Here is a 12,502-nt window from a genome sequence, read left to right on the forward strand (position 1 = left end):
TTAATCTTCTTCATGCTTCATAAAGCCACTTTCGCCAATTCCCATTTCAGGATTATCTAAGGCTTTTTCAAGGGCTTTCCAAGCTAAAGTTGCACATTTAATGCGGGCTGGAAATTTTGCGACACCGCCAAGCATCGCTGCATCGCCTAATTTATCCAACTCTGGGACATCGTTTCCTTGGACTAATTGAGAGAAATTTTCGGATAACGCCATCGCTTCTGCCAATGTTTTACCAAGTACCGCTTCGGTCATCATTGACGCACTAGCGGTACTGATGGAACAACCGTGTCCAGAAAAGGCAATGTCTTGAATGATGTCATCTTCCATATTTAATTCCAAATGGATCACATCGCCACAGGTTGGATTGTTTAATTCGATTCGTTGATTTGATTTTTCTAAGCTACCGTGATGATGTGGATGACTGGAGTGATCCAAAATCACTTGACGGTATAAATTATCTAATCTAGATAGTGCCATGTTTGAAAAACTCCTTTGTTGCTTGAATTGCTTCCACTAAACGATCAGCATCTTCTTTGGTATTGTAAATGTAAAAACTTGCGCGAGCAGTTGCCGGAACATCTAAGTAATTCAATAATGGTTGGGCACAATGATGTCCTGCACGTACAGCGACCCCTTCCATATCCAATGCGGTTGCCACATCATGTGGATGAATACCATCTAAATTAAAGGCAATCACACCTGTATGGTCATCTGGGTTTTGTGGTCCATAGACCGTCAATCCTTCAATCGCCTGTAATTTTGGTAAAACATATGCCACTAAACTTGCTTCATAATCATGAATTTCTTGCATTCCTAACGCTTCTAAATAATCCACAGCCGCTCCTAAGCCAATTGCATCCGCAATATTGGGCGTGCCGGCTTCAAATTTCCAAGGTAGTTCTTTCCATGTGCTTTCATATAAATGGACAAAATCAATCATTTCGCCACCAAATTCCACAGGTTCCATTTGCTCTAACCATTTACGTTTGCCGTATAAAATCCCCATTCCTGTGGGACCACACATCTTATGAGCACTAAACGCATAGAAATCAGCGTCTAACGCTTGCACATCAACTGGCATATGTGGGACTGCTTGTGCGCCGTCGACCACCATCACTGCATCGTGTGCATGGGCAAGCTCCGCCAATTCTTTGATTGGATTAATCACACCTAGCACATTTGACGCATGGGCGACAGAGACAAGTGCCGTTTTATCTGTAATCTGACGTTTGGCATCTTCCATATCCAAAAAGCCTTCTGGTGTTAGCGCAATGTATTTCAATTTCGCTTTTTTACGAGTTGCTAATTGTTGCCAAGGAATAATGTTGGAATGATGTTCCATATATGAAATGACGATTTCATCGCCTTCTTGAACAAATGCATCCCCAAAACTTCGTGATACCCAATTTAATCCAGTTGTCGTTCCACGAGTGAACAAAACTTCTGCAGTTTCTTTCGCATGAATAAAACGACGAACTTTTTCTCTTGAGGCTTCGTAATCATGGGTCGCACGTTCTGCTAATGTATGCACTCCTCGATGAACATTCGCGTTATTTTGATGATAATAGTCCGTCAAGGCTTGTAAAACAGCATCCGGTTTTTGTGTCGTTGCAGCATTATCAAGATAAACAAGCGGTTCATCGTTGACAATTTGATTCAAAATGGGAAATTCTTGTCGAAGATTTTGGGCATTAATCATGCGTTCAACTTCCCTTCAATAACATCAATTAATTCTTTTTGAACTTCTTTGACTGGAATCGCTGTTAAGACAGAACCTAAGAATCCGCGGATAACCAAGCGTTCTGCATCTTCTTTACGAAGACCACGACTCATTAAATAGTACATTTCTTCTGGATCGACACGACCAACACTGGCTGCATGTCCCGCGGTTACTTCATTTTCATCAATTAATAAAATTGGGTTAGCATCGCCACGCGCTTTATCGGATAGCATTAGGACACGACTTTCTTGTTGCGCATCAGCACCTTTTGCGCCTTTTAGAATGTGACCAATGCCGTTAAATGTTAAGGTTCCACGTTCACGAATAACGCCGTGCTGTAAAATGTGACCAATTGAATGTGGTGCTTTATTGGTTACGCGCGTATCAATTGCTTGAATTTGACGTCCCGCACTGATTGCAACTGCTTTTACTTCCGAATGAGAACCTTCACCGACTAAATCAGAATCAAAATCGGCTACGATATTGCCTTCATTCATTACGCCTAAAGCCCAATCAACAGAAGCGTCTCGCATGATATAACCACGACGATTCATATAAGTGGATAAGTTCACACCTAGTTGGTCAATCGCTGAATATTTCACTTTTGAACCTGGTTTAGCAATGACTTCAACAACCACATTCCCAGAAACTTTTTCAGCTTCTGCGCCTTTTGTAATAAAACGTTCTAAATAGCTAAATTCACTGTGTTCGTCCGCAACGATTAAGACATGTTTGAAGAAATGCGTTGCTGCATTGCCATTATGATGGAAAACCGCTTCGATTGGTTCTTCAATGACAACATTTTTTGGTACATATAAGAACATACCACCATTCATAAAGGCTGCATGTGCGGCTGTCATTTTATCTTCATCCACTGGTACAGCTTTCGTCATGTAGTATTCTTTTACTAAATCGGAATGCTCTTGCATTGCTGTAAACAAATCGGTAAAAATGACGCCTTGATCGATTAAATGTTGTGGAAGTTGTTCAAAAACGGTTGCGCCATCTTGTTGTACTAAAATTGGATGGTCGCTCATTTCGTCAAATGACGGAATAGTTCCTTCTACCACATTTTCACCATTTAATTCAGTTTCATCAATGTTCAATAATGGCCAGCGCTCATATTTCACACGTTCAATGACTGGAAATGGTAGTGCATCTACTTTGTCTAACGCAGCTTGACGCAATTCAAGCATCCAAGCAGGTTCTTCCTTTAGAGCTGAAAAAACGTTGACTGCGTCAAGATAGTCTTTCAAGTTGTTTTTCATGTATCTTGACCTCCTTACGCTTCTTCTTCTTTGTAATCGATACCTAATTCCTTACTGATACCTGCATAACCTTCTGCTTCTAAACGACGAGCTAAGTCAGCATCACCAGTCATCACAACGCGACCTTCCATCATAATATGCACCACATCTGGTGTGATGTAGTTCAATAGACGTTGGTAATGTGTAATGATTAACGCGCCAAATCCTTCGCCGCGCATTTCATTTACCCCTTTGGCAACTACTTTTAAGGCATCAATATCTAAACCAGAGTCAATTTCATCTAAAATAGCAAAGGTTGGTTCTAACATCAATAATTGTAAAATTTCATTACGTTTTTTCTCTCCACCAGAGAAACCTTCATTTAAATAACGTTCTGCCATTTCTTCCGGCATGTTTAATAAATCCATTTTTTCATCTAATTTTTTGATGAAGTCCATCACAGAAATTTTATCGTCTTCTTCACGTTTGGCATTAATCGCCGCACGCATGAATTCTGCATTGGTGATTCCTGGGATTTCACTTGGGTATTGCATCGCTAAAAACAGACCTAAACGTGCGCGTTCATCAACTTCCATTTCTAACACATCTTCGCCATCAAATAAGATTTCGCCTTCTGTCACGTCAAAGTTAGGATTTCCCATAATTGCTGCAGATAAAGTTGATTTACCTGTTCCATTTGGTCCCATGATTGCGTGAATTTCACCTGTATTTAAAGTTAAGTTAACACCTTTTAAGATTTTTTTATCTTCAATTGAAACATGCAAGTTTTTGATTTCTAAAACAGACATTCCGTTCCCTCCAAATTCATTATTTATTCTTATTCATTGTAGACTAATTGAGAATGAAGTTCAAATACTGGAACTGAAAAAAACGCTTCCTAAAAAAATGAATACGTTTTACTTTAGAATTATTTCAAGTTTGATATACTATGGGAAAGGAGTGATTTTTATTATGAGATACCAACTAAAACCAATTACACAAGACAATTGGCGTGAAGCAGCAAACTTATCTGTTGCGGAGAATCAAAAAAGTTTAATTGAAGAAAATCGTGATTCATTACTCGAAGCAACGTATGACCGTGCGTTACAGTGGACCCCTATTGGCTTATATGTGGATCATAAAATGGTTGGTTTTGCGATGATTGGCGCAGAAAATCAAACGGAGCGTTCGATTTGGTTTGATCGTTTTATGATTGACCATCGTCATCAAAAACAAGGCTATGGTCACGCATTGTTTCGTGCGGTGCTGACGTATTTAAAAGATCACTACAGAAATGTCGATACGATTTATTTAAGTGTGCACAAAGAAAATGTCAAAGCATTTCCTTTTTATGAGTCATTTGGGTTTGTTCAACTCAATGAAGAAGATCCTCAAAATGGCGAACTAATTATGCAACATACCCTGACACGTGACTAAAAAAAGAGCGAGAACGCTACTAACAACGTTCTCGCTCTTTTCCTTGCCCTCTCAAAACAAATGAATCATTGGAGTATTTCTCTCTACGCCATATTGGTGTGATATTATTCAGTCACGCACCCAAGAAGACTGAGCCTCAGGAGCGACCTGAAACTTTCTCTTGCTTTATACAGTTGAAAACAACCTTAAGTGCTGTCGATCACAACGGACCACAAATTTCACTCAAACATTCAGTCAATTTGTCTACCATAACTAGGTTTAATTTCTGCCTTTGAGCTACTTTTACTCGCTTCTTACGTTATAGGTTATTTCTAACCTTCACAGCATAGGAGTTGGTTGGATGTTCCTTCGACTTTCTTAAAAATCCCTTTTTAAGCGCCAGCAAGGAGAGGCGAGCGTTTTTCGCTACGCTTTTTATTGTCCTCCCCGTAAGCTACGATACCTTATATCTAGCAATACTTTGCATGATTCTTCGCCTTAAGGAGCTTTTACTCCTCGTTCGTCATATGTCACCATACTTCTCAACTCATCAATCGACAGTATCCCATCAAACGACAGCAAGGTCTGATCCCAAATCATCTACTGCACGTTGTTTAGACGCTCTTCACAGAGTTCAACGATTCACCTGTTTTCAAAGGGCAAGGAAGAAAATTATAACATCTTTGGGTTCGTTATACAAGAATTTCCCTTTTCGCTACACTTTTTTGATAAATTGATGGTGACATTGACTACAAGTCACTTTAATTTTGCCTTTCCCTTTTGGTGCACGTAATTGTTGCTTGCATTCAGGACAACGAAAATAAACATGCGTTTTACGCTGTTGAAATTTCTCCTTTTGTTGCTTAAAGAAATGCGTCACTTTATTTTGAACAACTAAATATTTTTTATTTTCATTGGCGCGGACATAAATTCGTTTAGAGAAGAAACGATAATATGCAACGACAATTAAGACATACGCCAACCAGCGAAAGGGACCAGAAATCAATAATGACAGTAACGCTACGATGATTAACAATTTCCCTAATGCATCGAAATGTCCATAACGACCGTGCATAAATTTCATGATTTTTAGTTTCCAATTTTGTTTCATCAAAAAGCTCCTTTGGGTAAGCAAAAAGCTAGGATGTCACCATCCTAACTTTTTGGTTTATTTCTCTTCTTTTGTTTCGTCTGCTAATAATGCTTTTCTTGAAAGGTTCACACGACCTTGTTTGTCGATTTCTGTGACTTTCACTAAGATTTCGTCGCCTAATTTCACAACGTCTTCTACTTTATTGACACGTTCATTTGCTAATTGAGAAATGTGGACTAAACCATCTTTTCCTTTAATTAGATTCACGAAACAACCAAATTTTTCAATGCGGACAACTTTACCTAAGTAAACTTCGCCAACTTTGATTTCTTTTGTTAAATCTTCAATAATCTTAATTGCTTTTTTAATCATATCGGCATCCGCAGAAGCGATTGACACATTACCGTCTTGATCAATATCAATTTTAACACCAGTTTCATCAATAATACCGTTAATTGTGTCGCCACCTTTACCGATAACATCTTTGATTTTCGCTGGATCAATTTTAATCATTTCAATCTTCGGTGCATATTGACTTAATTCTGCGCGTGGTTCAGCAATCGTTGACGTTAATTCTTCAAGAATTTCCATACGAGCTTTTTTCGCTTGGTCTAATGCTTCACGTAAGATTTGTTCTGTGATACCTTGGATTTTAATATCCATTTGTAAGGCAGTAATTCCGTCTTTTGTTCCAGCAACTTTAAAGTCCATATCGCCCAAGTGGTCTTCTAACCCTTGGATATCAGTTAAGATTGTATAGTTTTCGCCATCAGAAACAAGACCCATCGCAATCCCAGCAACTGGTGCTTTGATGGGTACACCGGCATCCATCAATGCTAATGTGCCCGCACAAATACTTGCTTGTGAAGAAGAACCATTTGATTCTAACACTTCCGCCACTAAACGAATTGTGTAAGGGAAAGTTTCTTCATTTGGAATGACTTGCGCTAATGCACGTTCACCTAATGCACCGTGTCCAATTTCACGACGACCTGGAGAACCAGCACGGCCAGTTGAACCTACAGAAAATTGAGGGAAGTTATAGTGATGGATGAAACGTTTTGATTCTTCCACACCTAATCCATCAATAATTTGATGTTCGCCTAATGGAGCTAATGTACAAGCAGATAACGCTTGAGTTTGTCCACGTGTAAATAATCCAGAACCATGCACGCGAGGTAATAAACTTACTTCTGAAGCCAATGGACGAATTTCGTCTAATTTACGGCCATCAGGACGGATTTTATCAATTGTAATCAATTCACGAACCACATCTTTTTCAAGATCTTCCGCGATTTGTTTCACTTCTTTGGTTAATTGCGCGGCTTCGTCAGCTGCTAATTCAGCGGATTTTTCAGCATAGACTTCTTTGACTGTATCTTTTACTTTGTCAATTTCATCTTCACGCGCTAATTTTTCTTCTGTTAAGACTGCCGTTTTCATTGTTTGGTAATATGCAGAAAAAATTTCTGCCTTTAAATCTTCCGCAACTTGTAATAAAGTCACTTCCATTTTTTCTTTACCTACAGCTGCGACAATTTCTTCTTGGAAAGCAACGATTTCTTTAATCGCTTCATGACCAAATAATAACGCACCTAACATATCTGCTTCTGATACTTCTTTCGCACCAGATTCAACCATGTTAATCGCATCTTTTGTTCCAGCAACGGTTAGTTCGATGTCAGTTGCTTGCGCTTGCTCAACAGTCGGATTTAACACGTATTCACCATTGACACGGCCAACATCGACCCCTGCGATTGGACCATCAAATGGAATATCTGAAATAGATAATGCTAATGAAGAACCTAACATTGCCGCCATTGCTGGTGAACAATCTTGTTCCACACTCATCACGATATTTGTTACTTGAACTTCATTACGGAAGCCTTCCGCAAACATTGGACGAATTGGACGGTCGATTAAACGAGCTGTTAATGTTGCATCCGTACTTGGACGACCTTCACGTTTAATGAAACCTCCAGGAATTTTACCTACTGCATACATTTTTTCTTCATAGTTAATTGTTAATGGGAAGAAATCAGTATCTTTTGCTTCTTTTGAGGCAACAGCTGCACTCAAGACAACAGTGTCTCCATAACGGACTAAAACAGCACCATTTGCTTGTTTGGCAAGTTGTCCGACTTCTACTTCTAATGGGCGTCCGCCCCAAGTTGTTTTAAATACTTGCTTTGTCATAAGAACTCCTTTTCCACTGTGAGTCAAGGCTGCTACTAAACAAATGAAAACATTGAAAATTCAGTGCTTTCATTTGGTTAGTAGTAAGCCAGGCCAACAGTCACAGCGATTTTATTTTTGTTTTTTTGAATCCATGTGTTGCTTTACCAAAGTCATGTTGTGTAACGTAAACTTTATCTTCCGAACGTGCTTCAGCACAAAAGGTTACTACCCTCGCTTTTGCTCAGCTAGTATTGTTCAACATCAGCTCTCGCTCGCCTTTCAGTTGGCGAATCGCTGTGTTTCAGTGGTACGGTTACTACCCTCGCTTTCGCTCAGCTAGTATTGTTCAACATCAGCTCTCGCTCGCCTTTCAGTTGGCGAATCGCTGTGTTTCACAACAAAAAAGTGAGATTCGGTCGAACCTCACTTTTCTCATTGTAATGATTAACGACGTAATCCTAAAGCTTTGATCAATTCGCGGTAACGAGCCACGTCTTTGTTACGTAGGTAAGCTAACAAGTTACGACGGTGACCAACTTTTTTCATCAAACCACGGTATGAATGGTGATCTTTTTTGTGTTCACGGATGTGAGCATTCAAAGTATTGATATCTTCAGTTAATACAGCGATTTGTACTTCTGGAGAACCAGTATCTCCTTCATGACGAGCAAATTGGTTGATGATTTCGTTTTTACGTTCTTTAGAAATTGCCATGTTTTCCACCTCTTTCGATTATTTCCCTGTAACTGAGTAAAACGTTGGTGATTCGTCAAACCAAGTGACAGGTGGTGCTTAACGCACAGATATACTTTACTTGATTCTCTTTAAAAAAGCAAGTTTCTACCTTTAATTTAAGAAAAACAATATTTATACAAACAAAACGTATGTTTTTTTCTATTCTTTGTTGAAAACATTAAGATATGTTTCATTATTTTTTCATCTATATGCAAAAAACGTTGCATATTTTCAGAAAACCACATAAAATCTACTCATCCAAGAAAGAAAGGAATTTTTTTATGAATTCAATTAACGTACAAGACTTTCAACTGTTACTAAATCAATCTATTGCTATTTTGGATATCCGTGATAAAGGCGCGTTCAGCGAAGGTCATCTACCTAACGCTATTTCTATGCCTACAACTAGCCTACCTAACCGTTTAAGTGAACTAGATAAAAATACAACTTATTATGTTCTAAGCCATTCTGGTCGTCGTTCAGACATTATTGCACAATTTTTAAATAATCATGGATACAAAGCATTACACGTAATTGGCGGCATGAAAGCTCTTAAAAAAGAAGCTGCCTAAACACACTTACTAAAAAAAAGGATTTCAGACAAATATGTTTGAAATCCTTTTTTTATCTTGTATACTACTTTTAAGAACTACTTACAAATACAAAGGAGAGATTCTATGGCAACATTATTAGCAATTAAGGCTCACCCCATGACAGATGAAGCATCAAAATCAATGAAAGTATTTTATGCTTTTTTAGATAGTTACAAAAAAAGTCATCCAGAAGATGAAATCATTACGCTAGATTTATATCATGAAGATTTTCCTGAAATTGATTATGACATTATGTCTGGTTGGAACGATTTACGTGAAGGAAAAGATTTTGCTGAGTTAACAGCTGAACAACAACGTAAAATTGCTCGTTTCAACGAATCCACAGAACAATTTTTAGCAGCTGATAAAGTCGTTGTGGCAAATGGTTTATGGAACTTAAATATTCCAACACGTTTGAAAGCATGGTTTGATACTATCAATGTTGCTGGAAAAACCTTCCGTTATACCGAAGCAGGCCCACAACCTTTAACAGAAGGGAAAAAAGCTTTGCATATTCAAGCAAGTGGTGGCGCTTATGAAGGACAAGATTTTGCTTCTCAATATGTGAAAGGCATTCTAAATTTCATCGGCGTAACTGATTTCCAACAAATTTTTGTTGAAGGTGCGGATCACTTTCCAGAAAAAACAGAATCAATTATCAATGCTGCAATTGAAAAAGCAGAAGCAATCAGCTTAAACTTTTAATCAACAAAAAAGCTAGGAACCTTGAAAAAAGTTCCTAGCTTTTTTTATTCTTTCGTAATGACTTCTGTTTCTTCTTCATATAAATTAGAAATACGTTTGTACCATTCAAAGACATTTGAAATGACTACTTTGATAGCTGCATAAGCTGGAATTCCTAAGATAACACCAACTAAACCAAACAGTTTTCCAGAAGTTAATAAAACTAATAAGATTGTCACTGGATGAATCGATAGCTGACTACCTAAAACAAGTGGCGAAATCACACGTCCTTCAATCGTCTGTTCAATAACAAATACAACTAAGACTTTCACTAATAGAACTGGTCCACCAACGATTCCTAAAAAGACCGCTGGAACTAGCGCTAAAAATGAACCCAAATACGGAATTAAATTTAAGAAACCTGCCGCAATACCTAATGTAATCGCGTAATCTAATCCAATAATTGAAAAACCAATCATAAACATAATCGCTACCGCAAAAGCAACAGTTAATTGTCCACGAATATAAGAAGACACTTGATCGTTCATTTCGCCTAATACTTTTAAGGTTGGTTTACGTAATTTTATTGGTAAAAAGTTGACAACATACGGGCCTAATTTTCGTCCATCTTTTAATAGATAGAATAAAATAAATGGCATCGTAATCACTGCAACGACAATGGATGCCACTGCACCAAAGAAGTTCCCTAAATTTTGGAACGTCGTTTTTGAAACGTTTTGAATGACTTCTGTCAATGAATTCATAAATTTCTCGCCTGATGCCGTTAATTGTTCTTGTACTTGACTAAAAATTGGATCAGAGAATAAATCATTGACTGTGCGTTCAACGACTTTGACGTATTGTGGAAAGTTATCGACAAAACTTAATGTTTGTTCTTGAATTTTCGGTACAATCACGATAATTCCCCATGCCAATAATCCAATGACTAACACGAATAATGCGATAATACTGTAAATCCGTCGAATGCCTTTTTTCTCTGCAAAATCCACGACTGGATTCATCAAGTAATACAAAATCCCTGCCAAAATAATCGGCAACCCGACAATCGCTAAAAATTGTAAAACAGGTGTGAATAAATAAGACACACGGGTAAATAAATTAATAATGAGTAAGACCAACAAAACAATTAATAATGCGGTCACGACTTGATTGTTTAAAAACCATTTCCAAAACCATGAAAACGACTGTTTATTTTTCTTCTCCATCGTTTCTCCTCCTAGCTATAAGTAATGGTCATCCCTTCTGTTATTTCGGGAAGTGTTGCAGGTGTTAAATACACACTACTAGACAATTTATCTGTTGGTACTTCTGAAAAGACAAATGAAATATGTTGAATTGTTTGCAAGTTTTGATTTGCTAAATGTCCAACATACATAATGTGATACTCTTGTTCACCAAATAAAATAGTGCCGCCAACGGCTAATTCGATGTCTTCTGCCTGCTCAATTTCTTGGATAACAGAATAAGGACGTAACCCATCTGTTACTCCTTTACCGAAAAAAATCAAGATTTTTTCATTTTCATCAATGGCTTCTTGACCAATTGCAATTACTTTTCCTTGATGCATTCTAAACATCGCCCTCCTGTTATTATGGATATTTAAATTATAACACATTATGTATTAAGTCTGTCAGCAAGCACCTTAAAATTCGGTCGTCTATTCTGAAGGGAGGTGTCTTTTATTTTACAACTCAGTTTGTCGATTGCATCAGACAGTGTTCTTCTTTCAGAAGTTGTGTGTTAAAATAAATGTAATCTATTTTAGGAGGTCACACTATGTTAGAAAAAATGTTTTTAGGAACTTACACGCGTCGCGAAAGTAAGGGAGTTTATTCTTTCGTTTTAGACACAGACAAAGAAGAGTTGGTAGATTTAGAATTACTTACTGAAGAAAACAGCCCTACTTATCTTGCGCGTAGCAAAAAAGGCTTTACGTATACAGTCACAGAAGTGGACGGTAAAGGTGGCGCTGCTGCATACGATTCAGAATTTAATTTCTTAAACGCGGTCACTGAAGAAGGCGCACCGTTATGTTATGTTGCAGTAGACGAAGCACGTCAACTAGTTTATGGCGCAAACTATCACAAAGGCGAAGTAAACGTATACAAAATTTTAGAAGACGGTTCTTTAGAAGCAACTGACGCAGTGTTCCACGATGAACCTGTTGGCCCTCATGAAAACCAAAATGTTCCACATGTTCACTATACAGATTTGACACCAGATGGTCGCTTAGCTGTTTGTGATTTAGGAACAGACCGTGTGTACACTTACGATGTATCTAATGAAGGAAAACTAACTGAAGTGGCGACTTATGTTGCACCAGCGGGTACAGGCCCTCGTCATTTAGTCTTCCATCCAAATAATAACTACGCTTACTTATTCGGCGAATTAGACAGTACTGTAACTGTTTTAGCTTATGATGCACCAACTGGAACATTTAAAGAATTACAAAAAGTCTCTACTTTGCCAGAAGACTTTGAAGGATTTAACAGTGGCGCTGCCGTTCGTATTTCTAGTGATGGTCGTTTTGTTTACTTGTCAAACCGTGGACACAATTCACTTGCAGTCTTTGCTGTCAATGAAGAAGGCGCAAGCGTATCATTCGTACAACACATTTCAACAGAAGGTGATCATCCACGCGACTTTGATTTAGACCCAACTGAAAACTTTGTTGTATGTGCCAACCAAAACACAGATAACATCACATTATACAGTCGTGATGCTGAAAATGGTACATTGACAGTAATCAAGAAAGATATTTATGCACCTGAGTGTGTTTGTGTCTTATTTGAAAAATAATCTCTAGGAGGGGTCG

13 protein-coding genes are annotated in these 12,502 nt (G+C 38.1%); 4 read left to right on the plus strand and 9 right to left on the minus strand.

What is annotated here, in order from left to right:
* Genes sufU through sufC form a run of 4 tightly spaced genes read right to left on the minus strand, consistent with a single transcriptional unit; the run spans position 1 to position 3,776 of the window.
* Positions 1-477 carry a Fe-S cluster assembly sulfur transfer protein SufU gene (gene sufU, locus PYW32_RS11090; RefSeq protein WP_016174225.1) on the minus strand — a complete coding sequence of 159 codons (477 nt, stop codon included), beginning with the start codon at positions 475-477 and terminating at the stop codon, positions 1-3.
* Positions 464-1,699 carry a cysteine desulfurase gene (locus PYW32_RS11095; protein WP_016174224.1) on the minus strand — a complete coding sequence of 412 codons (1,236 nt, stop codon included), beginning with the start codon at positions 1,697-1,699 and terminating at the stop codon, positions 464-466. The genes sufU and PYW32_RS11095 overlap by 14 nt, the downstream gene beginning before the upstream one ends.
* Positions 1,696-2,988 (minus strand): Fe-S cluster assembly protein SufD, encoded by a 1,293-nt coding sequence (sufD, locus tag PYW32_RS11100; RefSeq protein WP_016174223.1) that lies wholly within the window; start codon positions 2,986-2,988, stop codon positions 1,696-1,698. Before sufD ends, PYW32_RS11095 begins: the two co-directional genes overlap by 4 nt.
* Before the next feature lie 14 nt (positions 2,989-3,002).
* The gene (gene sufC, locus PYW32_RS11105; protein ID WP_016174222.1) at positions 3,003-3,776 is read right to left on the minus strand and encodes a Fe-S cluster assembly ATPase SufC; all 774 of its coding nucleotides are present in this window, start codon (positions 3,774-3,776) and stop codon (positions 3,003-3,005) included.
* Between the two features lie 163 nt (positions 3,777-3,939).
* On the opposite strand from sufC, the gene PYW32_RS11110 reads away from it, so the two are divergent.
* Positions 3,940-4,404 (plus strand): GNAT family N-acetyltransferase, encoded by a 465-nt coding sequence (locus PYW32_RS11110; protein ID WP_016174221.1) that lies wholly within the window; start codon positions 3,940-3,942, stop codon positions 4,402-4,404.
* Between the two features lie 694 nt (positions 4,405-5,098).
* Here PYW32_RS11110 and PYW32_RS11115 read toward each other — a convergent pair.
* The 3 genes from PYW32_RS11115 to rpsO form a co-directional block, all read right to left on the minus strand.
* Positions 5,099-5,494, minus strand: coding sequence for a hypothetical protein (locus tag PYW32_RS11115; protein WP_016174220.1), 396 nt, complete (start codon positions 5,492-5,494; stop codon positions 5,099-5,101).
* 57 nt (positions 5,495-5,551) lie between these two features.
* Positions 5,552-7,672: a polyribonucleotide nucleotidyltransferase gene (gene pnp / locus PYW32_RS11120; RefSeq protein WP_016174219.1), complete on the minus strand. Its 2,121-nt coding sequence runs from the start codon at positions 7,670-7,672 to the stop codon at positions 5,552-5,554.
* A gap of 426 nt (positions 7,673-8,098) precedes the next feature.
* A complete protein-coding gene (rpsO, locus tag PYW32_RS11125) occupies positions 8,099-8,368 on the minus strand; it encodes a 30S ribosomal protein S15 (protein ID WP_016174218.1) in 270 nt (89 codons plus the stop codon).
* A 302-nt stretch (positions 8,369-8,670) separates the two neighbouring features.
* On the opposite strand from rpsO, the gene PYW32_RS11130 reads away from it, so the two are divergent.
* Positions 8,671-8,961, plus strand: coding sequence for a rhodanese-like domain-containing protein (locus tag PYW32_RS11130; protein ID WP_016174217.1), 291 nt, complete (start codon positions 8,671-8,673; stop codon positions 8,959-8,961).
* A gap of 105 nt (positions 8,962-9,066) precedes the next feature.
* Positions 9,067-9,687: an NAD(P)H-dependent oxidoreductase gene (locus PYW32_RS11135; protein WP_016174216.1), complete on the plus strand. Its 621-nt coding sequence runs from the start codon at positions 9,067-9,069 to the stop codon at positions 9,685-9,687.
* A gap of 44 nt (positions 9,688-9,731) precedes the next feature.
* On the opposite strand, the gene PYW32_RS11140 is transcribed toward PYW32_RS11135, so the two are convergent.
* Positions 9,732-10,892 (minus strand): AI-2E family transporter, encoded by a 1,161-nt coding sequence (locus PYW32_RS11140; RefSeq protein ID WP_016174215.1) that lies wholly within the window; start codon positions 10,890-10,892, stop codon positions 9,732-9,734.
* Between the two features lie 11 nt (positions 10,893-10,903).
* The gene (locus tag PYW32_RS11145; protein WP_016174214.1) at positions 10,904-11,254 is read right to left on the minus strand and encodes a PTS glucitol/sorbitol transporter subunit IIA; all 351 of its coding nucleotides are present in this window, start codon (positions 11,252-11,254) and stop codon (positions 10,904-10,906) included.
* A 209-nt stretch (positions 11,255-11,463) separates the two neighbouring features.
* Between PYW32_RS11145 and PYW32_RS11150 the strand changes: the two genes are divergently transcribed.
* On the plus strand, positions 11,464-12,486 hold the full coding sequence (locus PYW32_RS11150) for a lactonase family protein (RefSeq protein ID WP_016174213.1): 1,023 nt from the start codon (positions 11,464-11,466) through the stop codon (positions 12,484-12,486).
* Positions 12,487-12,502 lie beyond the last annotated feature (16 nt).

Source organism: Enterococcus saccharolyticus subsp. saccharolyticus, assembly GCF_029023825.1.
Taxonomy (GTDB): domain Bacteria; phylum Bacillota; class Bacilli; order Lactobacillales; family Enterococcaceae; genus Enterococcus_F; species Enterococcus_F saccharolyticus.